We start from the raw sequence: 26074 nt of genomic DNA, 5'->3' as shown, positions 1-26074 counted from the left end.
CGAGCGTGACCATCGCAGCCTCGGTTTCCGGCGAGCCGCGCCGAAGACCTCATCCGGGCCGGGCCCGGGCGCTGACTGATCCGTAGCGCCCGGGCCCCGCATTCGGTCGGTGAGAGCGAACATGGTCACCGGTCCGTCGGCGGCCGACGGCCCGCCCGATTCGACCGGATCCATTTCCGCCCGCATCGTGGTGACACACCGTCATGCGCCCAACTGCCAAGTCGCCCAACGAATTCCATCAACAATGGACGGCTGTCTAGGTTGCCGAGGGCAACCACAACTCGGTGATCGGGCACTCTGCCGGCTTCCGGCGCAGATGGCCGGTCTCAGGTCACACCTCCTCCAGAGCCCGTGCCTGGCGGTGGCGCTCACGCTCTGCCGTAGATGGCGGTGACGAATTCCCCGAGCGTGCGTTCGTCGAGGTGCCTGGCCAGATCGGCTTCGCTGATCATGCCGACCATGCGCTTGCGCCCGTCGATCACCGGCATCCGCTTCACTCGGTGGCTCTCCATCGACCCGAGCACCTCGGAGATGTCGGCGTCATCGGCCACCCAGCGTGGTGTGGCCTCGCACAGCTCGCTGGCTCGGGTGGTCTCGGGGGACAATCCCCGGGCAACGCATTTCACCGCGATGTCGCGGTCGGTGATGATGCCGACCATTCGTTCGTTGTCATCGGCGACAACAACCGATCCGACGTCGAGCTCGGCCATCACCTGGGCCGCGTCGGCGACGGTCTGATCCTGGGATATCCACTGGGCGCCGGGTCTCATGATGTCGCGTGCCGTGGTCATAGAGCTACCTCCTCATATCCAGCCGGTGCTGATCAATGGGATGAAGCGACCCAATTCTCCGCGCATATCGCCAGGGGTGCGAGATTCCGGAGCATCACGAAGCTGTGACTGTTCGGCATCTTCGGCAAGGATCCGGCCTTGGGCGCGGGAAATGGAATCCGAGGGTTATCGGATTCGGATGTAGCTTCTGGAGGAGATCGATGAAGTCCCCCCAGGCCGGCTGGTGAGATCCCGGGAGTTCCTCCCGCCCGCGTCTACGGGCGGGATGGGAGGGCATCGATGATGCGGGTTGGGAGCTGCGGCGCCAGGCGGGTTCGGATCGGCCACTATTGCCGTTGAATCAGCCATGGTCGGATGAATGGCGAACCAGTACTGCGTGGGGATTTTGCTGGAGCAAGGACTGCTTGTTCCGGCAGGCGTACGAGAAATAGGTATATCGGGGGTAGTTCGACCGTCGTGGTCGTGCTCACCGGCGACGAGGCTGAGAGGTGTCCCGTTGGCAACCCTCGAGCGGAGGAACCGATGTCTGCACCCACCCTTCAGCACAGCTCTCATGACGTCGGCATGGTCGCGGAAGAGATCTTGATGATCCGCAGATGCGTGACCTGTGACAAGTTGTTCGCGCCGATGACCGCCGGATGTTCCTCGTGTTCGTCCGACGACCTGGAGTTCGTGCCGTCGTCCGGTGTCGGGCAGGTCGTGTCGTGGCGGGTGGTGGATCGCGCCGGTGCGCGTGGTGAGTTGATGCCGTTGACGGTTGCGATCGTGGAGCTCGACGAGGGGCCGTGGGTCTATGCCTCCCTGGAGGGTGAGGTGCCGCCCGCCGAGGGGCCGGTGCGTGTGCAGTTTCAGCCGAGGCCCCGAGACGACAGGTTTCCCGTCTTCATGGTGTGACACCCCCGGAACGTGCGGTGTGACGAATTCGATCTCCTTGATGCCAGGCGCATTAGTGACCCCGCCGGCGCCGCTGCGGGTGCGGGGGTCAGCGGAGATCTTTCCGATTCTGTGGGGGAGTGGTCGACCCGGGGCAACCTTCGAAATCTTCGGCGAGGATCCGGCGTCCGGCGCGGGAATCAGAACTTATCGGGGAATTGGGTGATGATGCCCTGGCTGAGAATATCGGCGACATCGATCATGTGGGCCTTGGCCTCGCCGAATTCGGCGGTCGCGGCACTGTTGTCGCCGCCGATCACGGCGCCCGAGTAGGTGACCGTCTGGTCGATATGCATGCGCATCGCGTCCCGCATGTCCTGCTGCGGCCAGCTGGGATTGATCCCGGCCAGGAAGTCCGCGATGTCTCGCGCGTTGGATTGCCAGTTCGCGACCGCGGCGTCGAGGGCCGGTTGGCTGTTGATCCTGGCGGCGGTGAGGACCGGCACGGCGTCGAGGATATGGATCGTCAACAAGCCGGTGAGTTGCGAGGCGACCTGCCTGCCGTAGTACGGCGCGAACGCGTTCCCGATGTCGACCTGGTTGCTCAGCAGCCCGGCCAGACTGGGCGCCAATGCGACCGGATCGTTGGCGAACGCGACAACGACCGCCCAGGTCCCGTCCATGTGCTGATTCCACAACGACCGCATGCCGGCGTAGAGCTGGGTCTGCGCTTCCGTTGCGGGAGCGGTGTGCAACACCTGTGCCGACGCGAGGGGCACAGCATCGCAGACAGGAAGAACGCCTGCGGACAATGCGAGAGCTGCCATCGTTGCCGCAGTGACCGCGCGGTACTTGGCAGTGTGCTGGTTGGCCATGATGGTGCCTTCCTCAATGGGGTTCACCATTCTCCGGGCCTGGTATGACACCCGACCCGATGTGGCACTACCCGATAGCCGATGATCTACGCGCCAGTTCGCGGTGACTGATTGCCCGCGCCACGGAACAGCGGGACCAATCCCACGATCGAGGTCACGGCGAGGACCGTCCGAGTTATCGATCGATCGCGGTTTCGGCCGTGCAGCCCGGGGAATGCCGTTGATGATCAACTACGGCAGACTTCCCGCGACCGAGCAGACCGGGCCGTGCGGGGGCGGCGGGCCGTCGCGATCGCCGAAACGGACCGGACTCCTCATGAACTACCGCGAATTGCTCGACGCCGTGCAACCGGCGGCTGAATTGGACACCAGCGACCAGGCTCGCAACGCCGTGACCGCGGTTCTGGCCACCTGCGCGCATTGCTTGCCGCCTCCGGTCCGCCACCGCCTCGCCGATCGGCTGCCCGGCTTCCTCGAGTCGGCGATGAACAGGTACGGGACACCGCGCGCACTCGATTGCACCGCGGTGATCGCCGAGGTCGCCTGGCGCCTGGCGGTCTCACCCGAACGTGCCCGCCACCTGATCGACGTGGTCTTGCGCGTGCTGCGGCTCCAGGACCCAGAACTGCTCGCCGACCTCACCGCGCACTTGCGCGTCGACGTCGTGGACCAGTTGACCACCGCACCCGAGCCGCTCCGCCCGATCGTCACCCCGCTGCCACCTGCGGTACCGCCCGGAACGCTCCCGGAGAGCGCGTGAGCGCGTGGCGATCGCGGGAGCCGGTCGTGGTCGGCCCGGGCGCGAAGGTTGGGTGCGCCCGGGCCTGGCCCGGATGTGGGTCGTCGGCGCGGCCTGCCGTGAGCTGACCGGTGGGTGTCGCGCAGTCGCAGGCGGCCTGGCCGCGACTGCGGGCACCCGGGGGGTGTCGGCCATTCGCTCGTTCAATCCGGTACGTCGTGCCTCGCACCGCCCGGACCAACCGGCACGAAGCACGACGCCGGTCCGCTCCAGTATGAAACTCCAGCGCCGCCAACACATCCTCCCGCGCCGCCCGGTACGAATCCGATGCCGGAGTACGAGAAATTCGCGCGGCCGGTGCGTGTTCGAGGCGTTCCGGACATGCGAAACGGCGCACAGTCGTGCCGATCCCATCTGATCGGGCTCGTAGGTCATCGCGGGTCTCGCGCTGCTATGCGGTCAGTGCTCATCCGGTTGCGGGATGTGTGCCGACGGTCCGGTGAAAGGCGCTGACAGCGGGGTGAGATGGTGGGTGGCGGGGCCCTCGAGCCGGGTGCCGTCGGCGCTGAAGCGGGAACCGTGCAGTGGGCAGTCCCAGGACCTCTCGGCCGGATTCCAGCGCACCACGCCCGCCAAATGGGGGCAGATGGCGGAGACTGTGGTGGTCGTGCCGTCGACAGTGCAGGTAGCGGCAGGGCGGCCCAGCCTGCGCTCGACTCGCCCATCGCCCTCAGCAGGTGGAACGGGCTCGTGAGCGGTGCGGGCCAGCTGCCACCAGCCCGCGCAGAATTCCAGTGCCACACCGGAAGTAGCGCGGGCCACAGCGGGTAGCGACCGTAGTTCACCAGGCCGCCAGGTCGCGAAGACGCCCGCCCAATCGGGCCGCTTGCCGGTGATCCGGCCGGCCAGGACCTCGGCGGCGGCGACCGCATTGGTGAATCCCCATTTGGCGTATCCGGTGGCGAGCAGGATGCCGTCGTGACCGGGAATCAGCGGACCCGCGTACGGGAGTTCGCCGATCGGCTGATAGTCCTGGGCGGACCAGCTGGTCAGCGGGGTCGCGGACGGGAACCAGCGCTCGGTCCAGCGACGCAGGTCGGCGACGAGCTCGTCGGTGTGGTCCGCGCGGCCGACCACATGGCCGTTGCCGCCGACCAGCAGCACGTCGCCGTCGGGGTCGGGAACGGTGCGGATCGAACGAGTCGGCTCTCCTGCGGTGATGTACATGCCCGAAAACGACTGTGGCAGGCGGTAAGCGGTGAGGTAGGAGCGCAGCGGTAGCAGGCGTGTGAAGAATCCGCTCCGGTCCAGGATCGGAGTCCCGGTGGCGAGGACGACGGTCCCGGCCAGGACCGGACCGTGCTCGGTCTCGACGAGGTGGTCGCCCGTCGCGGCGGTGCGCACGCCGTGGACCAGGCTGGATTCATGGATCGGCACCGCGTGTGATTCCACGTCGGCGGCCAGACTCGCCAGCAGCGCCATCGGATTCAGCTGCGCCTGCCGCGCGAGCCGCACCGCGCCCACGGCGGGGAACGGCGCATCGATCCGGTCGGTGAACTCGACCGGCATCTCGGCCTCTCGCAGGGCGCCGAATTCCCTTCGTACGGAGGCTAGTTCGCGTTCACTCTGGGCGTAGGTGTACGCGTCCGCGGGCTGCCAGGCGACACCGCGGCTGCCGCAGTACTCCAGCAGCCACTGCTGGCCCGCGTGATTGGCGTCGAGGTAGGCGCGCACCATGTCGGCGCTGTGCCGATGCCGGATCCGCTGGGCTCGGATACCTTGCAGCAGGCTGACTTTGGCATTGCTGGCACCGGTGGTTCCGTCGCCGATGCGGCGGGCCTCGATGACGGAGACCTCGACTCCGCTCTGCGCCAGCAGCAGTGCCGTGACCAGGCCGGTGAGCCCGCCGCCGATCACGACCACGTCATAACGCGCCCCGGGTGTCACGCGCAGGCGGGCCGCAGCCGTGTTCTCGATCTTCCACACTGGTGTCATGGTGACGCTATAGCCCGATGGCGGCCGCCGAAACCGCAGGGCCACCGCCTCGCAGGGCCGGTGCGCGGCACTTCGACCTTGATTCGGCACCCTCACGGGTATGCCCCCGGTTGTCTCTGCAATCCGATAATCGGACCGCGGAATTCTGTGTGCGCACGTCCTGACCTTCAGCGAGCCAGTCTCGGTGCGACGCATTTCAAGTCGGCGACGAATGCGAGGTAGGCCCGGTCGCGGTCGGGGTTGCGCAGGACCGACGCCGGGTGCACGGTCGGCAACACCAGGTACCCGGCGTGCGGGAGGAACTGCCCCCGGTGGCTGGTGATCCGGAACGAGGGTCCCAGCAGCGATTGCGCCGCCACAGCGCCCAGGCAGACCACCAGGCGCGGTCCGATCGCCCGGATCTCGGCGTCGAACCACGGTGCGCACGCGACCACCTCGGTGCGGTTGGGCTGCTGGTGTATTCGCCGTTTGCCGCGCTCGGTGAACTTGAAATGCTTGACCGCGTTGGTCACATACACCTGGTCGCGGTCGATTCCGGCGTCGGCCAGCGCCCGGTCGAGCAGCCGCCCCGCGGGTCCGACGAACGGATGCCCCACCCTGTCCTCCTGGTCGCCGGGCTGCTCACCGAGCAGCACGATGTCTGCGTCGGCCCGGCCCTCACCGAAAACCGTTGGCCCGGCGAAGCGGTACAGAGCGCAACCGTGGCAGTCCCGAGCCGCCTTCCGAAGGCCAGGCAGCCCTGCGTGCTGGGGAACGAAGTCCGCGGCGGTCACGGTGCCGGGTAGTTCTGTGCGGTCAGCAGGCGGGCCAGGTGGGCGGTGTTGCGGGCCAGTGTGGCTGTGGCGTCGGCGACCGCGTCGGGCTCGGCGGGCAGATCGCGATAGTCGGTGCCGCCCATGGCCTGATCGTTCCAGTAGGTGCAGCCCTGGGCTGGGATGGTGAAGCCGATATCGTCGAGGCCTTGGAAGAGGTCGGCCACGATCTTGTGCGCGCCGTCCTCGTTACCCACGACCGCGGCGACGGCTACCTTCCCGGTCATGGCCGGTCGGCCCGCTGCGTCGGTAGCGGAAAGTTCGGCATCGAGCCGTTCGAGTACCCGCTGCGCCACCGAGGACATGTGTCCGACCCAGGTCGGGGTCGCGATGAGCAGGATCTCCGAGGCGAGAATCTCCTCGCGAATGGCCGGCCATTGGTCCCCGTCTCCTTCGTCCGCGCTGATTCCCGGACGGACGTCGTAGTCGACGACCCGGACGATCTCGCCCTTCACGCCGTGCTCGGCGAGCCGATCGAGGATGCGGCGGGCCATGAGGTCGCTGCTGGACTCGTCCGGCGACCGCTTCAGCGTGCACACCAGGGCGACGGCGTTCAATTCGGCCGCGGGCGATTCGGCGGTTGTCGAGGTCATGGCGACTCCGTTCCCAGTGGCGGTGTTGTGCAGGAATTACCCCCGTGATCGCGAGGTAACCGGGCCGGATTTCGCGGAATGGTGAGCAGCGCGCCGAGAATGCCGAAATCTATCCAGTGTGCGACACCAGTCATCGCAAACACCGACTGGTCGAGGCCGAGCGCCGGGCCGGTATTCCCGTTGCTTCAATGGCCTTGCCGTACAGCGGATCCCGCCACATCCCGGGCTCGGCGATGTCGCCACTCGGTGACGATCACCGCGCCGCCGGTCAACAGGAACGCGGCGCACGCCACACCGGCCACTATCGCCCACCCGCCGAATCCGGTCCCGGCGGCCACCAGCGCCAAACCCATGCTCACGATCCCCAACCCCAGCAATACGATTCCGACCACATTGACACTGTCCTCGATGCCCTCGCCGGAATGACGACGCCACAATCTGCGCTGTCGACCAGGCGATTCTTGCGATATGTTCCGTCCTGCCATCATGGGCGCCTCCTTGCAAATGTGCCGAATCCGGTCACCGTCGGGAACTACCCGCGGGCGCGCATTCGAATCGCGGAGGCCGGAAGGTGCCGCACCCGGTCAGGCCGGACGACCTGCCCTCAGATCCCCGACCGCGTCGTAGCGCATGGGCGATGCGTCAGCGGCGCCGAGTCGCCCAGGTCGGAGCGATCAGAAATCCGAGATGGTCCCCGAAGTCGTCGTGTTACCGATCGCCCTCATCCTGGGAGATCGCCTCGATGGTCTTGCCGGCCACTTTGTGTTTCAGGGCGCGTGCGATATCGGCTTGAGCGATGATCCCGACCAGCTCATTGTTCTCGATCACGGGTAGCCGCCGGATCTGGTGGTCGGCCATCAGATGCAGCACCGTGGATACGTCGTCGTCGGCGTTGACGAGCACGGGAGTCCCTTCGGCGAGGTCGCCGGCTTTGATACCGATCGGGTCCTTCTGCTGTGCGACGACTTTGACGACGATATCGCGGTCGGTGAGCATGCCCTTCAACCGGAGGTTCTCGCCGCAGATCGGCAGGACACCGATATGCAGGTCGGCCATCTTGCGCGCGGCGTCGAGCACGGTGTCGCTGGCGCGGACGCATTCGCAGTCAGGTGTCATCAGTTCGCGTGCGGTTGTCATTTCCTTGTCCTCCTGGGTGTTTCGTCGAGAATGGTGTCGCCCGGCCGGATATTGCCGGTTCTCGGGACGGGTGCGCGGTCGACCGGATCGCGAGCGTCGATGCCGGAGGTGAATTCGTGAATCCGCAGCGGTCCGCCCGCGGTTCGCGATAGTGGTGGGGTGTCGATCTCGGCGGCGGCGCGGATTCTGCCGAGCACCTCCAGCAAGGCTTCGACTGAGCTGTAGCGAGGGCTCCAACCGAGTTCGGCGTGGGCATGGACGCGGATGTCGATACCGGCCCAGGACGTCTTCTCGATTCGAAGCTGTGGTTGCCGGCGTGCCAATCCGATGATCGACGTCACGACGGGATCGGCAGACAGGGCGTGGACCACCGAGATTCCGACATTGCCGGTTGCGCCGACTACGACGACACGCACAGGAAGCTCCTCTCAGCGGGTGAACCTCGCCCTACGCCATACCCGGGCTTCCCGCGATCACACGACGGCGCGATGAATACCTGATCGCCAGCGGGGTAGGCGCATGGATACGACGGTTGACCGACCCCGATCAAGGCTCGATCCACGCATGGGAGGTGCGCTCATGAATCCACTTCAGCGCGATCGCACAGCTATCGGCTCGGTAGCCTTCGGCCCCAGCGGGGCAGGGTCGGTGCGGGTCGCCGTCGGAGCCGACCGAGTCGACATCGAGCCCGGCGACATCGACTCTCGGACGCGTCGCAGTCGCGTTGGGCCCGATCGGTCGCATGATCGCCGAACACGTTGCCGCTTTCGTGAATTCACGGTTCCACGGTCCGATTCTGGCCGAGTTGACGGACATCCGTGTGATCGACCTGATCGATCATGCGTGGAACGCCGGAATTCTCACTTCTTTTGCAGCACAACCGATTACCTGAGCTACTTCGAAAGGATGAGGTGATGGTGCGGATCGGTGAGCTCGCCGAGCGGGTCGCTGATACGGCTGTGCGGACGGGGCGCACCGTGGCTGTCACGGAGTCGTTGACGTGTGGGAAGTTGTCAGCGGCGCTCGGCGCGGCACCGGACTCCGCCCGCTGGTTGCGTGGTGGGGTAGTGGCCTACAGCGCACACGTCAAGCATCGCGTGCTTGGCGTTCCCGACGTGCCTGTCGTCTCGGAGCCGGCCGTGCGCGCAATGGCAGCGGGAGCACGGTCGCTGCTGGATGCAGATATCGCGGTGGCGGTGACCGGCGTCGGAGGCCCTGGCGCGCAGGACGGTGAGCCCGCGGGCTCGGTGTGGTTCGCGGTGGACGCTTTCGGCGAGACGAGGGTCCGGCACGAGCAATTCGACGGTGAGCCAGAGCAAGTTCTGGCCGCGGCCGTCGAAGCCGCGATCGGCATGCTGCTCGATGCGGTCGGGAACTGAGAGATTCAGCCTGTCGATTCAGTGGCGCAGCCATGGTGGGTCGTCATCCGGGGTGCTGAGAACCTTCGCGACGCTCGAGTCCGACGGCGTCTGCGAGTTCAGCGCGGTGCCGGTCGAGTTCGGGGTATTCGGCGCTGAGTTCACCCATGAAGGCGGCCAGAGCGCCGGCAATCGCGTTGAGTTTCTGATGGAGCGCGGCGTCACTGCGGCTCTGCGTGTTCTGCAACAGCGCCACGAGCAGGAACGTGATGATCGTGGTGGCGGTGTTGATGACCAGCTGCCAGGTGTCGATGTTCGGCAACACGATGATCGACGGCGCCCAGACCGCGACCAGGACGACGCAGAACACGAAGAATCCTGCCCGGGAAGCGAATTCGCTGGCCTTGGTGGCGAATCGATCGAAGAGGGACAACCTGTCGTCACGCTCTGCCGACCTGGGGGGCGGTACGTCCATGTGTACGCTCCTCGCGCTGGATGGATTGGCTGGTCGCGATGGCGATACCACAGCCGGCATAACGGCAAACGAGACTCAGGGCCAGAGTTGATGGTTCCGGACCGGGCCCATGGGCACGCAGCCCACTTATCGACCTATGGGCAGCGTTTCCGGGACTGTTCTGGTCATCGATGATGATCGAATCAGCGAACGGACCTCACCATCGGAACCACCGTTTGCGGGCTCCGGACTCGCCGGCGCTGGCGAAGACAAAACCGAAAATCCACACCACCAGGACGACGACCGCGACCCACCACAAGGCTTTCAGCGCGAACCCCGCTCCGAACAGAACCAGGGCGAGCAGCAGTACCAGCAGTAGAGCAACCATTTCTTTGCAACCTCCTGGCTACCGCGTACCCGATAACGCCTTTCGATAACTGCCGCACTCCGCAACGGCGTAGTCGTCTCGCTGGAACTCAGGGTCGGGCGATTACCCATCGGGGACGGCGGCAATCATCTGTCTGGGTTGCAGGTGTATCTCACCGTCAGGCGGGGAACTCCATGATCACGGTTGAATCAGCAGCCCAGTCTGTGCCTGTTCGGCAGGGCGATACATAGTGCGGCGACCCCGAGCGGGCCCCACATGCAACCGGACAAGGGATCTGATCCTGATGTCGAACTCATTCCTCGCTGAACGCCGACCGGCTCGAGCTGGGCGATGCGGGTCGAACACCCTGATGCGAGTCACCCGCAGCAGGCCGTCGCGGTCAACAACGATCCTGACCGTCACCGGCGAGATCGACGCCACCACCGTCGACGAACTGCGCGAGCACCTCCGCTACGGCATCGCCACCCGCGGCCGGCTCGTCGTGGTCGACCTGTCGCGGGTGACCTTCTTGAGCCTTTCGGGCCTCCAAGCCCTCCTCGACGCCGACGACCACGCCCGAGAGCACCACCGCGCCCTGTGCGTCGTCGCCGGACCACGCTGTGTGAACCGCGTGCTCGAAGTCTGCGGCCCCACCCTGACCACGGCCGGCACGATCGCTGAGGCCTTCATGCCGATGATCTGGGCGGCGTCCTGTAGCGCGCGACCGCTGCACACGTCGTCCTGATCGCACAGACCCCAGCAGCGCGCCCTTCGGTTTGTTCGGTGGGTACGCTGCTGGTCACGGTGCGCCATCCGGCCGGTATCGCAGAGCAAGAGCGCCCCGCGGTGATGACAAGACACGATGCGAGACGAACGCTGGTTCGACCACACCCAGATCCGGCCCGACATGCCCTCCCGTCACCGAGATCATCTCGGTCGGCAACGCTCGTATCTCGTCGGCCAACTGCCTGAGCTGGGCGTCATCGAGCGGAACGAGTGCGTCCGGGCCCGCAGATGGCGGGCAGCATCGATGTCCGCGAGGGCTAGATGAGGGGGCTCTGTGTCCTGGAGATCCATTCGCGCTTGGACTGAGAGTGGTTTTCTCCCGATTCATTTCAATCCGCTGTCGAACAGGAGGTCGGTCCGATAGCCGACTCGCGCCAGTGGGCCAAGAGCTCGAAGACGGGGATCGCTGAGATGAGATGAGACCGCGGGGTCATGTGGATTGCCTTCCTGACAAGCGCCGGGCGAGTGCGCAATTGGGCCATCCGCGTGATGTGAGGTTTGGGCCGGGGCACTTCGGTGACCAGGCTGAACGCGTTCCGGCGGCGGTTGACTACGGTGTCGGACAGCGGAATCCGTGTCCTCAGTGAGCCATCCAAACTGAAACATCACTACGTCAACGGTAGGGTTACGAGCTGGAATCCGAGGGTTATCGGATTCGGATGTAGCTCTATTAGGAGATCGATGAAGTACACAAAGTTCGTGGCTACCGCATTCGTCGCCGCGGCCGCGACCGGCATTGCCGCGGGCACCGGATACGCCGTTCCGCTCGACCAGGCTCCGGTGGTGGAGCAGGCCGCGTCGCCGCTGCACGGCACCCAGCAGGGCGTCGGCTACGACGTCGTGGTCAGCGATGCCAACGACATCGTCACCACGGTCACCGGCGGGCAGTTCAGCCTGGACGCCGCCGGCCAGACGGTGTTCCTGAAGAACCAGGCCGGGGACGTCGTCACCCAGGTGCCGCTGACCGGCACACTGGCCGGCAAGCAGTACGGGCTGACCGCGGCCATCGACACCACCGGCACCCAGCTGACGCTGACCTCGGTGTCGGCGCCGCTGGCCACCGCCAAGGACATCGACTCGCAGGGTGACTTCTTCGGGCAGCTGCAGCACGCGGCGCTGGGCGGGATCATCGGCGGCATCCTCGGCGCGTTCCTGTTCGGGATCGGTGCCATCCCGGGCGCGATCATCGGGCTGCTGGTGGTCGGCGGGCAGCCGCTGATCGATTCCGGGTCGGCCTACTTCAGCGGGCAGCCCTGAAAACGCTGATCCTCGGCGGCACCCGGGAAGCCCGGGAACTCGCCGACATCGCGTCCGGCGAGCGGGGATTCGAGATCGTGTCCTCGCTCGCCGGGCGGGTGCGCGCACCCGTCCTGCCGGTCGGCGAGGTGCGGGTGGGCGGATTCGGGGGTGTCGACGGGCTGCGGGAGTGGCTGTCCGGCAACGGCATCGAGGCCGTGGTGGACGCCACCCATCCGTTCGCGGGCGGGATCACCGCCAATGCGGCGGTCGCGGCGGCGGAGCTCGGACTGCCGGTGCTGCATGTGCGGCGGCCGGGGTGGATCGAGCGGTGCGGGGACCGGTGGGTGCGGGTGCCGGATCTGGCATTGGCGGCGGAAGCCGCTGCGGCGCTCGGTAAACGGGTATTTCTGACCATCGGCCGCCAGGGTGTGGCCGCCTTCGAGCACTCCGACGAGTGGTTCCTGATCCGGGCGATCGACCCGCCCGAGGGCGCGGTGCCCGCGCATCACGAATTGCTGCTCGCCCGTGGACCTTTCAGCGTCGAGGACGAGATCGCACTGCTCGTCGAACGGCGCATCGACGTCCTGGTGACCAAGGACAGCGGGGGTGCGCTCACCGAGGCCAAGCTGACCGCGGCCCGGGAACTGGGCCTGGCGGTCGTGATGATCGACCGGCCGCCACTGCCCGCGGGCGCGCAGCAGGTGGAAACAGTTGCGGCCGCGTGGGATTGGCTGCGCGCCCGGCGCGACGAAGCGTAGCGACAGCACCGGGCGCGGATCCGGTCAGGACAGGCGGCTGGTGCGGTCCAGCAGCTCCGGCAGGCGGTCGAACCATTCCAGGACGGCCCGCTCGTAGCGGATGCCGAAATCCAGTGTGGCCCGCTCGTAGGGCGACATCCGCTGCTCGTCGTGACCGGACAGATAGCCCGAGAGCCGCTGTTCGTGCACGGTGCGGTTGGCGGCGACGATGCGTTCGAGGCGGGTGGCGTCGACGAATTCCCCGAAGGACAGGGTCAGCAGCAGCGGCACCCGGATGGTCTCCGGGCCGGGATCGCGGGCGATCCATTCGGCGAAGGCCTCGCGGCCGTCCTCGGTGATGCGGTACGGGGTACGGTCGCGGGCGCCCGACGCGCCCTTCTCGACCAGGCCGAGGCCGTGCATGGTGGCGAGCTCGCGATACACCTGGCTCTGGGTGATGGTCCAGAAGTCGCCGATGCGGTCCTGGGCCAGCGCCACCAGATCCCACCCCGACATCTCGCCCTGGTGCAGGAATCCGAGTAGGGACGCGGCCGTCGAGTTGAGCGGGCGTCGAGCGTGATCTTCTGGCACCGGCACTCCTTCCACAGCCTACGTTCTACATAGGAATATTACGGGGCCGGGCGTTCAGACCTCGTAGCGACGCGACGTGAACACGCGCGGACCGCCGGCCGCCTCGAACACCGTGGTCGTGGATGCGCCCACGATCAGCAGCGTGCGCATGTCCACCACGGCGGGATCCAGCTCGCCCAGCGTCACCACCCGCACCGACTCGGTCGGGCCGCCCACATCGCGGCCGATCACCACCGGCGTCTCGGGCTTGCGGTGCTCGAGCACCAGATCCCGCATGGCCGCCACCTGCCAGGTGCGCTGCGACGATGCCGGGTTGTAGACGGCGAACGCCATATCCGCCGACGCCACCGCCGAAATCCGTTGCGCCACCGTCTCCCACGGCTTGAGGCGATCCGAGAGCGAGATCATGGCGAAGTCGTGGCCCAGCGGCGCGCCCAGCCGGCTCGCCACCGCGCTCGCGGCGGTCACGCCGGGCAGCACCCGCACGGGCACCTCGCGCCACTGCGGATCCGCCGACTCCTCGATCACCGCGGCCGCCATGGCGAACACGCCCGGGTCTCCGGACGACACCACCACGACCTTCGCGCCCTGCTTGGCCATGTCCAAAGCCATTCCGGCGCGCTCGGATTCGACGCGATTGTCACTGGCGTGGCGCCGCTGACCCGGTCGCACCGGCACGCGGTTCACATACGTGGTGTAGCCGACGATGTCGGTCGCCTCGGCCAGCGCGCGCGACACCTCGGGGGTGGTCCAGCCCTCGTCGCCCGGTCCCAGCCCGATGACGACGACCTCGCCCACCCGATCCTGGCGCGCCGCATCCGGGTTCGGGGCGGCGTGGTCCGCGCGCTCACCCGCCGCGGTGACCGCGCCGACCTGCGCCGCGGCGGTCGCGGTGGCGTGCGCGATCGGGTCGGCGGCTTCCGAAGGCTGCTCCGCCGCAACCGTTTCGGCGGGAATAGCGGCGGCCTGAGCGGAATCGGTCAGGGTGATGCGGGTCTGTGGGGTGGGGCCCGGAACCACCGTGATCGCGAAGTACGGGACGCTCGACTCGTCGACGTCGGCGGCGCGCAGCACGCGCTGCCGGTCGGAGCTGGCGCGCTCGACGTAATAGGCGTCGTCGAGGCGGCCGGAGTCGGCGAGGGCGCGGCGCACACCGGGGTAGGTGCGGCCGAGCTTCATGATCGCGGCGGCGTCGGTCTCGCGCAGGCGGCGGGTCAGCTCCTCGGGCGGCAGCGTGCCCGGCAGCACGGTGAGGACCTGCTTCTCCTCCACCAAGGGGGTGCCCAGGGCGGCGGAGGCGGCGCTGACCGAGGTGACACCGGGGATGATCTCGGTATCGAACCGGTCGGCCAGGCGGCGGTGCATGTGCTGGAACGAGCTGTAGAACAGCGGGTCACCGGCGGCGAGCAACGCGACGGTGCGGCCCGCCGCGAGGTGCTCGGCCAGGCGGGCGGCGGCGGACTCGTAGAACTCGTCGATCGCGCCCTGGTAGCCGCCGGGGTGGTCGGTGGTCTCGGTGGTGACCGGGTAGATCAGGTGCTCCTCGAGCTGACCTTCGCGCATGTAGGGGGCGGCGATGGCGCGCGAGATGCTGCGCCCGTGCCGGGCGCTGTGGAAGGCGATGACGTCGGCCTCGCCGATCACCCGGGCGGCCTTGACCGTCACCAGTTCCGGATCGCCGGGTCCGAGCCCGACACCCCAGAGCTTGCTCATTCTTGTTCGCTCGCAATCGCATTGAGGGCGGCGGCGGTGATGGCGCTGCCGCCGCGCCGGCCTCGCACGGTCAGGAATTCGACGCCGCCGTATTCGGCCAGCGCCTCCTTGGATTCCGCGGCCCCGATGAACCCGACCGGGATCCCGAGCACCGCGGCGGGGCGGGGCGCGCCCGCGTCGATCATGTCGAGCAGGTGGAACAGAGCGGTCGGCGCATTGCCGACGGCCACCACGGCGCCGTCGAGGCGGTCACTCCAGAGTTCCAGGGCCGCAGCCGATCTGGTGTTGTCCATGCGCGCGGCCAGGTCGGGCACGCGCGGGTCGTCGAGCAGGCACAGCACGTCGTTGTCGGCGGGCAGCCGCTTGCGGGTGACGCCGGAGGCGACCATCTTGGCGTCGCACAGGATCGGCGCGCCCGACCGCAGCGCGGCCCGCGCCTTGGCCACCACATCGGTGCTGAACTCCACGTCGCCCGCCAGATCCACCTGCCCGCAGGCGTGGATCATGCGCACCACCACCTGTGACACGTCCGCCGGGAACCGGGCCAGATCGGCCTCGGCCCGGATGGTCGCGAACGAGCGCCGATAGATCTCGGCCCCGTCTTTGAGGTAGCTGGCACGCACGTCGGACATGGCCTCCACCCTAGATTTCGCCGCCGGAGCGTCGCTGGGCGGGTAGTGCGCCCGGCCACAGTGGACGGTCCGCAGCGGGCGCGGCCGGTGCTTTCCGGCCCGGCCGGGTCAGGTGCGGGGACGTTCGAGCAGGCGGGACATGACGATATTGCTGCGGGTGCGCCCGACGCGGGCGTTCTCGCGGATGCGTTCGACGGTGGCCTCGATCTCGGCCATGTCGGTGGCCATCACGTGGACCAGTGCGTCGGCCTCACCGGCGATGGTCCACACGCCGACGACCTGGGGAATCGGTTCGAGGCCGCGGCGTAGTTCGGCGGGGGAGATGTTGTCGCGGTAGAAGACCTCGACATACGCCTCGGTGCGCCAGCCCAGGGCGGCCGGGTTCACGACGGCGGTGAAACCGGTGATCTGGCCCGCCGCGACCAGTTTGTCGACGCGGCGTTTGACGGCGGGGGCGGACAGGCCGATGACCGCGCCGATGTCCTGGAACGAGGCGCGCGCGTTCTCGAGCAGGTGGGCCAGGATCCGGCGGTCGAGATCGTCCACGGTCGCTCCTTCTCGAGGATCCGGGCATATCGGGCGCGATGATGCACGCGCATCGTTCAGGCGCAACGAATCGCTGTTCACGGGTTGATCAACGCAACGTTTCGCTATTCCTGACGCAACGGTACGCCACTTATCTTCGTGTCAGACCCGTCCGCGCCGCTTCCGAGGGAGTCCCGTTGACGTCCGTAGCCACGCTGCCCGCCCGCGATCCCGCCGCCCGCCGGCCCGTGCCCCGCCGCTACCTCATGTGCCGCCCCGACCACTTCGACGTCACCTACGCCATCAATCCGTGGATGGACACCGCCGACCCCGTGAACCGGGGGCTCGCCCTGGCCCAGTGGGACGCGCTGCGCGTCGCCTACGAGGGGCACGGACACCGGGTCGACGTCATCGAACCGGTGGCGGGGCTGCCGGACATGGTGTTCGCCGCCAATGGGGGACTGGCCATCGGGGAGCGGGCGCTCTCGGCCCGCTTCGCCAATCCCGAACGCGCGCAGGAAGGCCCGGCCTACCACGACTGGATGGCCGCCCAGTGCTTCACGAGCGTCGCGCGCGCCTGTGAAACCAATGAGGGCGAGGGCGATTTCGCCATCGCGCCCGACCGGATCCTCGCCGGGACCGGGTTCCGCAGCGCCCGCGGCGCGCACCAGGAGGTGGCGGAGTACTTCGGATTGCCGGTCGTCTCATTGGATCTGGTGGATCCGCGCTTCTACCACCTCGACACCGCGCTCATGGTCCTCGACGACACCATCGCCTACTACCCGGCCGCCTTCAGCGGACCCAGTGCGCGGCTGCTCGCGAGCCTGTACCCGGACGCGATCATCGCCACCGAGGCCGACGCGAATGTGCTGGGCCTCAACGGGGTCTGCGACGGGTACCACGTGTTCCTCAGCGACCAGGCCGTCGACCTGGCCGCGCAATTGCGGGCGCGCGGCTACGAACCGGTCGGGATCGACCTGTCGGAGCTGCTCAAGTCCGGTGGCAGCGTCAAGTGCTGCACCATGGAATGGCACTCGGTCAGAACGGCAGTCGCGTCCGGAACGGACTGACCTGCGGATCGTGCAGCGGGTGAGCCAGGATCAGGAAGCGCAGCAGCATGATCGCGCCACTGATCTGCAACGCCGCCAATGGGATCTCGCCGAGGACCGCCGTACCCAGCGACAGCCAGAAATCCCCGGCGTCCGCGGTCACGATGTCGAACCAGGCGTCCACCACCAGCAGGATGCCGGTGCCGAACGCCGGGAGCAGCAACACCACCCGCCGCTTCCAGCCCAGATACGCGGTGGCCGCCATCATCAGCACGAGCACGATGTCGAACCCGATCCAGGCCAGCGACCAGTTACGGGCGTGATACTCCGCCGGCAACGAGAACCCCAGGTACACGATCCACGGAATCAGCCCCAGACAGCCGCCGACCATGAGCGCCAGCCGTACCCGCCGATGCAGCCGCACCACCTCCGGGCGCGGCAGCACCCGCTCCGGCGGCGGCTGCAACCGCCGGATCAGCTCGCGACGCTCCTCGTCGGACATCGCCAGGATCTCCTGATCGCTGAGCTTCGCGATGGTCATGGCCGCCTCCAGCATCCGATGGTCGTCGCAGCGCGGACAACCTCACTGTGCACCAGCAACCGCGCCGCGTGCACCCCCCACCCGTCCCGGACCGGTCGGGCCCGTCCGCGCGCGGGTCGACGGTGGAATCGAGTAGTCCGCCACCCGGCCCGGTCGGTGTTGTCCCGCGTTCTCCCGACCGGCTCGCCGCCGGGCGCCGAGCGGCCGGGACCGTGGTGCTCACCCGATCGCCGCGGATCGTGAGGGACCTGACCTTCCCGCCGACATCGCGGTCCGACGCCCGAGCGTGTCCGGCCGTTCCGGCAGCTCGCTGCCGGTGCACCTCGGCTCCCGGACCACGTGACCACTGGTGTGACCGGGCCCTTCGTCGATGTGCCCGCGACCGGCCTGGGTTATATTTTGCCGCAACCAATTTCATGCCACACACTGGGAGACTACGTGGATCCGCAGCACGCGCGTCAGGGTGCAACCCTCGGCGTGAGGCCGACCGACATCGTGCGAGTCCCGATCTACAGTCCCGAATTCGCCGCCGACCCCCACGGGCACTATCGGCGAATGCGCGGCGAGTTCGGGGCGCTGGTGCCGGTCGAGATGTGGCCCGGAGTGCCCGCGACGCTGGTCATCAACTACGCGACCGCGGTGCGAATCCTCAACGATCCCTTCCATTTCCCGGCCGACCCCCGACTGTGGCAGAAGACCGTGTCCGCCGATATCCCCATCCTGCCGATGGTCGAGTACCGGCCCAATGCCATCCGCACCAGCGGACACGAACACGCGCGCTACCGTCAGGCCGTGACCGACGCCCTGTCCGGCATCGACCTGCACACGGTGCGGGCCATCGTCGAACGCTCCGCGGTGCCGATCATCAACGGGTTCGCCACCCACGGCCGCGCCGACGTCCTCAGCCAGTACGCCCTCCCGATGGTCTTCTCGTGCTTCTGCGAAATCCTGGGCTGCCCGCCGGATATCGGCCAGCGGGTCGCCGCCGCCAGCGCGGCGATGTTCGACGGGGTGGACACCGCGACGGTCAACGCGCAAATGGGTGAGGCCCTGCTCGACCTGACCGCGCTCAAACGCTCGTATCCGGGCGTCGATGTCACCACGAGGCTGGTTCAGCACCCCGCCGGGCTGACCGACGAGGAGATGGTGCACCAGTTGGTGTTGCTCTTCGCCGCCGGTGTCGAACCCCCGCTCAACCTCATCGCCAACACGCTGCTGCTGATGATGACCGACGGTCGCTTCATCTCCGCCGCCGACTCGCCGCCCTTGTCGACCGGCATCGCCATCGACGAGCGTTTGGCGACGGACCCGCCGATGGCGAACTACTGCATCACCTATCCGCCCCAGCCGGTCCTGATCGACGGTGAGTGGCTGCCCGCCCACGAGCCGGTCATCATCAGCATGGCCGCGTGCAACACCGACCCGGCGCTGGCCGGCGGCGGCAGCATCGACAACGGCTGGAACCTCGCGTTCAGCTCGGGTGAGCATGCCTGCCCGGCGGCAGCCCGCCCCTACGGGCGGCTGCTGGCGCAGGAGGTGATCGACCAGCTGCTCGACTACCTGCCCGAGATCGGACTCGCGGTCCCGCAGCAGGACCTGGTGTGGCGGCCGGGCCCGTTCCACCGCGCTCTCACCGAGCTGCCCGTGGTCTTCCCGCCGATGCGTTACCCGTTCCCCACGCCGTAGCCACCCGAACGCGCTGAACCGACGTGGGTGACCGCACTCGCGGCGTGTCTGTTCGCGACACACTGTGATGGTTCACTGCGAACTTTCAGACAATCTGTGTAACACTACAATTCGTGACTTTCGGGCCGAACGTGGCACTGTGGCAACGAATCACGCGAGCGACCCTGGTCGCGACCGTGGTTCAGCAGTCGCGTCCCGCTACCGGCCTGCTCACGCGAATCTCTCTCCCGCGCAACACCGTGATCCGGTCGGGCGCGCGTGGCCTCCCGAACCTTCCCCAGCCCACATCGCTGGATGTCGCGTGAAGGTGAGTGGTGCGTCGAACTTCTGACAGGTAATCGCCCGGCTCTCTGTTCCGGACCCGTCACGGTGCCCGCGTAATCACGCAGCAACGCCGGGCGCCGGTGCGTCCGAGCGCCGCGATGCCTCCTATGCCCTCGGCGGACCAGTTGCCGACGGGATCGATTGAATGAGTAGGAGAAGGATCATGCAGCATGAGCAGACCCCCTTGGCCGGAGTTCTCCGCCACGGCAGCCTCGAGTTCGACGAGCACTTGCAGAAGATCCTGAACAACCCGGCCTACTTCGTCACCGAGGCCCAGAGCCAGGAGCAACGCCGCCAGAACGCCTACGACCAGCTGCACAATTTGGTCGCGGAAGTCGGCAGCACCCGCGACATCGCCACCGACCTGCCACGACTCTTCGCCGTCTTCGACTGGTCGGCGGTGCTGGCGACGGATCTGATCCCGCTGATCTCCGGGCACTACAACCTGGCCTCGGGCAGCCTGTCCACCCTGACCGACTCCGATTCGGCCGCACCGTATCTGCAGGACCTCGACAACGGCTCGAGCGTCGGGGTGATGCTGCTGACCGAATACGGGTGCGGGTCCAACATCCAGTTCATGCAGACCCGCGCGACCTGGGACGGCGACGGGTTCGTCATCGACACCCCGAACCCGCGGGCCCGCAAGTTCATGCCCAGCGTCGGCATCCCCGTGGCACGCGTCTGCGTGGTCGGCGCGCGCTTCATCGACGCCGCGGGCGTCGATCACGGGGTGCACCTGTTCGCGGCACGACTACGTGGCCCCGACGGCGCCCCCGCGCCCGGTGTGACCATCACGCAGCTCGACCATCAACCGCTGGTCATCATGGACAACTCCGTCATCGGGTTCGACAAGCTGAAGGTCGACCGCAGCGCCTGGCTGAGCAACGACCTCGCCACCATCGACGACGAGGGCGTGCTGACCTGGCGCGACGAGGACAGCCGGAAGCGGTCGTTCGCCTCGGCGATCAGTCAGCTCACGGTCGGTCGGCTCGCGCTCGCGTCCTGCCTCAACGCCACCGCGCGGGCCTCGCTCTACATCGCGCTGCGGTACGCCGCCAAGCGGGTGGTGCCGCTGACTCCCTCGGACACCCCGTACATGGTCGAGCTGCCGCACGTGCGCGACACCCTGCTCACCGACCTGGCCGGCACCATCGCTCGCACGCTCTACGGCAACACGGTGAAAACCTCGCTCGCCAACGCCGACCTCACCAGCCGTGACACGGTCGTCTCGGTGATGCTGGCCAAGCATTTCATCCAGTTGCACGCGCTGGACACGGTGACCCACGCCAGAATTCGGATGGGCGCCCAGGGAATGTTCAGCGCCAATCGGGTGGCCGACTACCTCGGGGTCTGCCACGCGGCCATCACCGGCGAGGGCGATTGCCACGTCCTCGGCTCCGTGGCCGGTCGCGTCCTGGCCAAATACCTGGCCGGAAAGCCGGTACCGGAAGTCGTTCTGCACGATCCCACCGATCAAGCCGACCGCCTGAGCCTGTTCAGCGCCCGGACCTTGACGATCGTGGAAGAGACCCAGCAATACCTGACGACGCCCGGACTGGAGGGGCGCTTGGCGGTCATTCCCGAAGCGCTCGCCCTCGCCGAGGCCTACTCGGCCGAAGAAGCCCTCCAGGTGCTCCACCGATTCGCCGATCACCCCGAGATCGCCGCCGTGCGTGACGTCTTCGCGCTGAACTACCTCGATCAGCACGCAGTCTGGTACCTCACCCACGGACTGCTCGACATCGCCGCGGTCGACACCATCAAACAGCGACTCCGCCTGGCCATCGACACCGTGGCCGAGCACCTCCCCGCGTTGCTGGACGCTTTCGGTTTCGACGATGAAATTCTGGCGGCGCCGGTCCTTTCCGACGACCTGCCCGCTGCCTGGGAAACTCGCTGCCACGATCGGTGACGACCCTGACCTAGGCGCCACCGGCCAGGCCCGCCCGCGAGCCTGGCCGCTGGCTGTTCACCAGGTCCCGAACCCCGGACCGACGACACCGCGGCGGCTGCGGTCAGGTCGACCTGCTCCGTAGCCGGCCCGGGGGAACGCCGAATCTGTCGCGGCAGCCCTTGGTGAAGACGGACAAGGCGACAAATCCGCTGTCGTAGGCGATATCCGCGATCGTGTGACCAGCGTTCCGAGGGTCGGCCAATCGTTGCGCGGCGCGGTCGAGGCGGGTCGCGAGCAGGTAGCTGTGAGGTGACGTGCCGAAATCACGCATCGCCCGCTCGAGTTGCCGCCGGGTGATGCCGAGATGTTCGGCCACCGCATCCACGGTCAGTCGCGGATCATCCGAACATCGTTGAATGTACAGACGCGCATCCCGGGAAATAGCCGCGAATTTCGTGTCTTCCGGGGCTCGGCGTTCGTCGAGGGCGCCGGCGAGCAGACCCGTCCAATGCGTGCTGATCCTCAGGAACTGGCTGGGCGTCATGGAGTCGCCGTGACGGGAGAGTTGTTCGGTCAGCGCGAGCACGGAACCGAGCAAGGGGTCATGGGTGTCGAGCGCCAGAAACGAGCGGCTGACCGGTGCTTCGGGAAGCCGCAGCGCGTCGGCGGGGATGTTGAGGATCCAACCCCGCACATGGTCGGCATGGGAGAGCACCATGCGTTGCCCCCAATCGACCACACCCATCTGCCCGGGTCGCAACGACACCCGAGTGCCGTGCTGCTCGATGTCGAGGGGTCCGCTACGGGCGACGAGCAGCCGAGCGCTGCGGTCACCATCGGCATCGATGTCGGCCATAGTGCGCTCGTACGAAATTCCAGTCGATTCGAAGGCGACATTCTGGTAGTCGCCGAGCCGATAGCTCGCCAGACGTTGAACCCGCAGTGCGCCATGGAAGTTCGGCCAATCGGAGAAGTCGACCCGTGCCCCGCCCTGGTTCGCCGACACCTGCTCACGCCAGTATCCAGGCCTGTCATGCTTCGACAATTCCGTTGTCGTGTCGCTCACCACGACGAGTTCGGACACCGGCGACCCCTTCTGTCGTCGCAAATCCGGACGCGGGTCGTCGCGAATCCGGTGGAACAGAATCTATACGCGCACATAGTCTTTGGCCGAAGCTCCGGTCGATGGCGCCGACGCCGACGACCGGGAACGCCGCTCGCGGTCGACGAGGCCCGCGGGCGGCGTCAGGCCCTCGCTCAGGTGCTCGACGAAACCGCGCCCGCGCAGGGTCGCCGCGCCCGGGGCTGGCGTGTGCCGGCGGTCTGCTGATGGGGGGCAGATCTCGGGCATCTACCAGCCCCGGGCGGGTCGGCGGGGAAAACGAGTAGTCCGGTACCCGTGCCCGGGCGCCCGGCATCGGTGACCATTCGACAATGTCCGACAACATGTACGGCGGCGCGTCGGTGCAGGTCTACCCGAAAGACGCCACGTTGACCTATCCGCACGCGTGCGTGAGCGGCTTTCTCGACTACGTCGCGAAGTTCAACGGCGTCAACTTCCACGCCAAGGACGACGATGTGCGCGAATGGCGGTACGACCAGGAGTACGACAACTGGCAGGACAGCCTCGGCATGGACTCGGTGCGGGTCTTCTACCACTACGCGCACAGCACCACCATGAGCAATGGCGTGTATCTGACCTCGATGGGCCGTACCTGGGACAACACCATCTACGCCGAATCCGACCGGATGGGCTTCGGCGATCAGCGTCTGCGCTACCTGTTCCTGCACGGCTGCGAATCGCTGCGCACCAACTTCGGACACAGCCCTTACCGCACCTGGCACACGCCGAACCGGGGCGCGCGAATGCTGTTCGGATTCGACAGCCTCACCTTCGACACCGATCAGCAGGGGACACGGTTCTTCAAGGAATGGAACACCGGCAAATCGTTCAGCCAGGCGTGGCAGGACGCGGCGCTGTCGATCTTCCACAACAATCACCGGGTGTCCTCGGCCGCCTGCGGCGCCACCGACCGTGAGGCGCAGGACCGGCTCTGGAACGAGCGGCTGTTCCATGGCGGCGCGGTCTCCGACGACTGGTACTGGTGGCGCTGGGCGGGTCAATTCCCCCTCGAAGTCGACCTGAGCATTCCCCTTCCGCGCCAACCGATGTCACTGCGCCTGGCCCGCCGCAGCGCCGACGCCGACACCGCGGCCGCCCTGGGTGAACGGCGCGGGCTCCGCGGCCTGCTCGCCGAGCCCGCGTCCCCGGTTACCGAGGAGACTTGCGCGCGAGCCGAATTCGAACCCCGGCTGGTCATGCACCCCGACGGCAGCTACCAGGCGTTCTACGCCGAGCCGGACCGCACCGCCAACGGCCGCACACCCGAAGAGATTCGCGACCTCGCCGACCGGGCCCTGCGAGAACTGGACCTCGGCCACGACCTCGCCCTGGCCGGAATGTCGGCCACCTTCCACGCGGGCGCGAGCCGCGACGGCGACACGGTGGCGGCCGCGGTGGCCGACTACACCCTGCACTACCGCCAGCTCCACGACGGTGTCCCCGCCGTCGCGGGCGGCGATGGCCAGCTCACCATGACCCTCGACCCGACCGGCCGACTCTGCTCGATCTCCGACACCACCGTCCCGATCCTGAGCGCCGAGCAGGTCCACCCGCCCACCACGGACGACACCGACGCCTGCACGGCCCTGACCGAGGCGACCGCCGCCCGCGCCGAATGCCTCGGCGGCCGTGCCCGTCTCGCCGTCGTCCCCGACTCCCGCGAGATCGGCTACCGCTACGACCGCGACGACGCGGCCCTCGTCGCCCGCCAGACGATCGAGATCACCGGCGGCCGCTTCCGGATCCGCGACATCGTCGAGGTCACTGTCTGAGGACGCACCGAGCCGCCGCATGCCCTGCCGGGACTCGTCAGGAGAACAGCCGAAGGCGCGCGGCCGCCTCGAGTTCCGCGGTGGCGTGACGGGAGGACGAGGCATCCCGCTCGCACCGTGCGCTCCGCCTGATCCCGCCGGTTCGGTCCCTCGGCTAGTCGGCGGGGATGATGCGGTAGCCGTCGGCGGTGGCGATGACGTCGGTGACCGCGCCCTTCGGGCGGCCGCAGCGGCGGTCGCAGCCGGACCAGTGCTGACGGCCGGCGACCACCACGTCGGCGGCGTCGAGACCGTCGCGGGCGAAACCCGGTGCGCCCGTGGGGAGCACGCGGGCGGAGTCGACGGCCTCGGCGACGTCGGCGCGGACGTCGGTGAGGGACTTCGCGCAGCCGGGCATGCCCGCGCAGGCGCTGACCTGGAGCCACGGGGACGCGGTGTCGAAGATCAAGCCCATGGGAGCCAGCACTCGGACCACCTGTTCGGCGGGCCATTCGTCGAGGTCGGCGAGGATCAGGCTGCGCCACGGGGTGACGATGATCGGGCATTCGACGGCGGCGAGGAATTCGGCCGTGCGGGCGGGGAGGGAGCCGAGGCGCACGCCCGCGCCGAGGGCCACCCGGCCGTCGGACTGGGTCATCCAACCGATCGGAAGGTCCTGGGGGCCGGGCGGTTCCAGGAGATCGCCGGCGACGTCGAGGTCGGGGTGGGCGGTGTGGAGGCGGTCGGTCAGCCGGGCCGCGCCGTCGGGGATCTCGTGCAAGCGCCAGTGGCCGTCGCGGAGGTCGAGGAAGCCGTCCGCGGCGGCGAGCATGAGGTCGACCGCGGCGTCGGTGGGCAGGCGGAGGCCGGAGTCCTTGCCCGCCAACAGGAGTGCGCAGGTGCGCTCGTCGAGCGCGTGCACGCCGATGTCGCCGCCCAGGCCGCTGACATCGCCGCGGCCGTCGTCGAGGGTGAACAGGACCCGGCCGGGCAGGTCGGCGTAGCGCGGCTGTGCGCGCAGTCCTTCGTCGAGAGCCGGAACCAGGGGATGCACATCGGTCCAGCCGCCGACGCGTCCCGACAGCGGCGAGGCGATGATGTTGCGCACCCGCTCGTGGGTGGCGCTGGGCAGCAGTCCGGCCGCGGTGAGCCGTTCGGTGAGCGCGGCCGCGTCGCGGACCTGCCGGAACTGGATGTTCCCGCGCGAGGTGAGCTCGATGTTCCCGTCGCCGAGGTCGGCGGCCGCTGCCGCGAGGGCCTGGAGCTGGGTGGGGGAGAGGAGTCCGCCGGGCACCCGGATACGGGCGAGGGGACCGTCGGCTGCTTCGTGCAGGCGCAGCACGCCCGGGCAGGAGTCGGGATCGGTTCGCGTCATGACGCCACCCAGCGTACGGAGGATGCCGAGGCCGGGCACGGCCGCCCGGGGGTCGGGTTCACTCGGTCACTATCTACATTTGGAGATATTGCAATCAAAATATGTGTTCCGGTG

The 26074-nt window shown here is 67.8% G+C and carries 29 protein-coding genes; 11 read left to right on the top strand and 18 right to left on the bottom strand.

What is annotated here, in order from left to right; translation table 11 throughout:
* Positions 1-368: 368 nt before the first annotated feature.
* Positions 369-791 (bottom strand): CBS domain-containing protein, encoded by a 423-nt coding sequence (locus ACQPYY_RS18745; protein WP_433590358.1) that lies wholly within the window; start codon positions 789-791, stop codon positions 369-371.
* A gap of 522 nt (positions 792-1313) precedes the next feature.
* On the opposite strand from ACQPYY_RS18745, the gene ACQPYY_RS18740 reads away from it, so the two are divergent.
* Positions 1314-1685, top strand: a complete 372-nt coding sequence (locus ACQPYY_RS18740; protein ID WP_433590357.1) for a Zn-ribbon domain-containing OB-fold protein — start codon at positions 1314-1316, stop codon at positions 1683-1685.
* Positions 1686-1864: 179 nt separating this feature from the next.
* Here ACQPYY_RS18740 and ACQPYY_RS18735 read toward each other — a convergent pair whose 3' ends face one another.
* On the bottom strand, positions 1865-2539 hold the full coding sequence (locus ACQPYY_RS18735) for a hypothetical protein (protein WP_433590356.1): 675 nt from the start codon (positions 2537-2539) through the stop codon (positions 1865-1867).
* A gap of 214 nt (positions 2540-2753) precedes the next feature.
* Here ACQPYY_RS18735 and ACQPYY_RS18730 point away from each other — a divergent pair, with 214 nt between their 5' ends.
* Positions 2754-3299, top strand: coding sequence for a DUF2267 domain-containing protein (locus tag ACQPYY_RS18730; RefSeq protein WP_433590355.1), 546 nt, complete (start codon positions 2754-2756; stop codon positions 3297-3299).
* A gap of 438 nt (positions 3300-3737) precedes the next feature.
* Here ACQPYY_RS18730 and ACQPYY_RS18725 read toward each other — a convergent pair whose 3' ends face one another.
* From ACQPYY_RS18725 to ACQPYY_RS18700, 6 genes are all read right to left on the bottom strand, one after another.
* On the bottom strand, positions 3738-5273 hold the full coding sequence (locus ACQPYY_RS18725) for an FAD-dependent oxidoreductase (protein WP_433590354.1): 1536 nt from the start codon (positions 5271-5273) through the stop codon (positions 3738-3740).
* 167 nt (positions 5274-5440) lie between these two features.
* Positions 5441-6046: a UdgX family uracil-DNA binding protein gene (locus ACQPYY_RS18720; RefSeq protein WP_433590353.1), complete on the bottom strand. Its 606-nt coding sequence runs from the start codon at positions 6044-6046 to the stop codon at positions 5441-5443.
* The gene (locus ACQPYY_RS18715) at positions 6043-6678 is read right to left on the bottom strand and encodes a flavodoxin family protein (protein ID WP_379100053.1); all 636 of its coding nucleotides are present in this window, start codon (positions 6676-6678) and stop codon (positions 6043-6045) included. Before ACQPYY_RS18715 ends, ACQPYY_RS18720 begins: the two co-directional genes overlap by 4 nt.
* Before the next feature lie 185 nt (positions 6679-6863).
* A complete protein-coding gene (locus ACQPYY_RS18710) occupies positions 6864-7070 on the bottom strand; it encodes a hypothetical protein (protein WP_379100051.1) in 207 nt (68 codons plus the stop codon).
* 316 nt (positions 7071-7386) lie between these two features.
* Entirely contained in the window at positions 7387-7815 is a 429-nt protein-coding gene (locus ACQPYY_RS18705) for a CBS domain-containing protein (protein WP_433590352.1), read from the bottom strand.
* Complete coding sequence (locus tag ACQPYY_RS18700) at positions 7812-8186, bottom strand: hypothetical protein (RefSeq protein WP_433590351.1); 375 nt, start codon at positions 8184-8186, stop codon at positions 7812-7814. Before ACQPYY_RS18700 ends, ACQPYY_RS18705 begins: the two co-directional genes overlap by 4 nt.
* A 371-nt stretch (positions 8187-8557) precedes the next feature.
* Here ACQPYY_RS18700 and ACQPYY_RS18695 point away from each other — a divergent pair, with 371 nt between their 5' ends.
* Positions 8558-8707: a hypothetical protein gene (locus ACQPYY_RS18695; protein ID WP_433590350.1), complete on the top strand. Its 150-nt coding sequence runs from the start codon at positions 8558-8560 to the stop codon at positions 8705-8707.
* A gap of 22 nt (positions 8708-8729) precedes the next feature.
* On the top strand, positions 8730-9194 hold the full coding sequence (locus tag ACQPYY_RS18690) for a CinA family protein (protein ID WP_433590349.1): 465 nt from the start codon (positions 8730-8732) through the stop codon (positions 9192-9194).
* A gap of 43 nt (positions 9195-9237) precedes the next feature.
* On the opposite strand, the gene ACQPYY_RS18685 is transcribed toward ACQPYY_RS18690, so the two are convergent.
* Positions 9238-9648, bottom strand: coding sequence for a low affinity iron permease family protein (locus ACQPYY_RS18685; RefSeq protein ID WP_433590348.1), 411 nt, complete (start codon positions 9646-9648; stop codon positions 9238-9240).
* 196 nt (positions 9649-9844) lie between these two features.
* On the bottom strand, positions 9845-10015 hold the full coding sequence (locus ACQPYY_RS18680; protein WP_433590347.1) for a hypothetical protein: 171 nt from the start codon (positions 10013-10015) through the stop codon (positions 9845-9847).
* A gap of 349 nt (positions 10016-10364) precedes the next feature.
* Here ACQPYY_RS18680 and ACQPYY_RS18675 point away from each other — a divergent pair, with 349 nt between their 5' ends.
* Entirely contained in the window at positions 10365-10739 is a 375-nt protein-coding gene (locus ACQPYY_RS18675) for an STAS domain-containing protein (protein WP_433590346.1), read from the top strand.
* Positions 10740-10793: 54 nt separating this feature from the next.
* Here the strand turns inward: ACQPYY_RS18675 and ACQPYY_RS18670 are convergent, their stop codons facing one another.
* Positions 10794-11108, bottom strand: a complete 315-nt coding sequence (locus ACQPYY_RS18670; protein ID WP_433590345.1) for a 1-deoxy-D-xylulose-5-phosphate synthase N-terminal domain-containing protein — start codon at positions 11106-11108, stop codon at positions 10794-10796.
* Between the two features lie 371 nt (positions 11109-11479).
* Between ACQPYY_RS18670 and ACQPYY_RS18665 the strand changes: the two genes are divergently transcribed.
* Together ACQPYY_RS18665 and ACQPYY_RS18660 are read left to right on the top strand one after the other, a co-directional pair.
* Positions 11480-12037, top strand: a complete 558-nt coding sequence (locus ACQPYY_RS18665; RefSeq protein WP_379100035.1) for a hypothetical protein — start codon at positions 11480-11482, stop codon at positions 12035-12037.
* On the top strand, positions 12034-12777 hold the full coding sequence (locus ACQPYY_RS18660; RefSeq protein WP_433594676.1) for a cobalt-precorrin-6A reductase: 744 nt from the start codon (positions 12034-12036) through the stop codon (positions 12775-12777). Before ACQPYY_RS18665 ends, ACQPYY_RS18660 begins: the two co-directional genes overlap by 4 nt.
* 24 nt (positions 12778-12801) lie before the next feature.
* Here the strand turns inward: ACQPYY_RS18660 and ACQPYY_RS18655 are convergent, their stop codons facing one another.
* The 4 genes from ACQPYY_RS18655 to ACQPYY_RS18640 form a co-directional block, all read right to left on the bottom strand.
* Positions 12802-13347 carry a PadR family transcriptional regulator gene (locus tag ACQPYY_RS18655; RefSeq protein ID WP_433590344.1) on the bottom strand — a complete coding sequence of 182 codons (546 nt, stop codon included), beginning with the start codon at positions 13345-13347 and terminating at the stop codon, positions 12802-12804.
* Positions 13348-13401: 54 nt separating this feature from the next.
* On the bottom strand, positions 13402-15060 hold the full coding sequence (cobJ, locus tag ACQPYY_RS18650; RefSeq protein ID WP_433590343.1) for a precorrin-3B C(17)-methyltransferase: 1659 nt from the start codon (positions 15058-15060) through the stop codon (positions 13402-13404).
* A complete protein-coding gene (locus tag ACQPYY_RS18645) occupies positions 15057-15692 on the bottom strand; it encodes a precorrin-8X methylmutase (RefSeq protein ID WP_433590342.1) in 636 nt (211 codons plus the stop codon). The genes cobJ and ACQPYY_RS18645 overlap by 4 nt, the downstream gene beginning before the upstream one ends.
* Before the next feature lie 108 nt (positions 15693-15800).
* Positions 15801-16238, bottom strand: a complete 438-nt coding sequence (locus ACQPYY_RS18640) for an Lrp/AsnC family transcriptional regulator (RefSeq protein ID WP_357276068.1) — start codon at positions 16236-16238, stop codon at positions 15801-15803.
* 176 nt (positions 16239-16414) lie between these two features.
* Between ACQPYY_RS18640 and ddaH the strand changes: the two genes are divergently transcribed.
* Positions 16415-17287, top strand: coding sequence for a dimethylargininase (ddaH, locus tag ACQPYY_RS18635; RefSeq protein ID WP_379100025.1), 873 nt, complete (start codon positions 16415-16417; stop codon positions 17285-17287).
* Here ddaH and ACQPYY_RS18630 read toward each other — a convergent pair.
* Entirely contained in the window at positions 17256-17807 is a 552-nt protein-coding gene (locus tag ACQPYY_RS18630; RefSeq protein ID WP_433590341.1) for a hypothetical protein, read from the bottom strand. The two genes, ddaH and ACQPYY_RS18630, sit on opposite strands and share 32 nt — an antisense overlap.
* 477 nt (positions 17808-18284) lie before the next feature.
* On the opposite strand from ACQPYY_RS18630, the gene ACQPYY_RS18625 reads away from it, so the two are divergent.
* Complete coding sequence (locus ACQPYY_RS18625) at positions 18285-19493, top strand: cytochrome P450 (RefSeq protein ID WP_433590340.1); 1209 nt, start codon at positions 18285-18287, stop codon at positions 19491-19493.
* A gap of 487 nt (positions 19494-19980) precedes the next feature.
* Positions 19981-21729: an acyl-CoA dehydrogenase family protein gene (locus ACQPYY_RS18620; protein ID WP_433590339.1), complete on the top strand. Its 1749-nt coding sequence runs from the start codon at positions 19981-19983 to the stop codon at positions 21727-21729.
* 103 nt (positions 21730-21832) lie between these two features.
* On the opposite strand, the gene ACQPYY_RS18615 is transcribed toward ACQPYY_RS18620, so the two are convergent.
* Positions 21833-22795 (bottom strand): AraC family transcriptional regulator, encoded by a 963-nt coding sequence (locus ACQPYY_RS18615; protein WP_433590338.1) that lies wholly within the window; start codon positions 22793-22795, stop codon positions 21833-21835.
* A gap of 350 nt (positions 22796-23145) precedes the next feature.
* Here ACQPYY_RS18615 and ACQPYY_RS18610 point away from each other — a divergent pair, with 350 nt between their 5' ends.
* Positions 23146-24606, top strand: coding sequence for a DUF6345 domain-containing protein (locus ACQPYY_RS18610; protein ID WP_433590337.1), 1461 nt, complete (start codon positions 23146-23148; stop codon positions 24604-24606).
* A gap of 154 nt (positions 24607-24760) precedes the next feature.
* On the opposite strand, the gene cobG is transcribed toward ACQPYY_RS18610, so the two are convergent.
* A complete protein-coding gene (gene cobG, locus ACQPYY_RS18605; protein WP_433590336.1) occupies positions 24761-25960 on the bottom strand; it encodes a precorrin-3B synthase in 1200 nt (399 codons plus the stop codon).
* Positions 25961-26074 lie beyond the last annotated feature (114 nt).

The organism is Nocardia sp. CA-145437 (assembly GCF_050956485.1).
Lineage (GTDB): Bacteria > Actinomycetota > Actinomycetes > Mycobacteriales > Mycobacteriaceae > Nocardia.
This window is presented reverse-complemented; position numbering and strand designations above follow the sequence as displayed.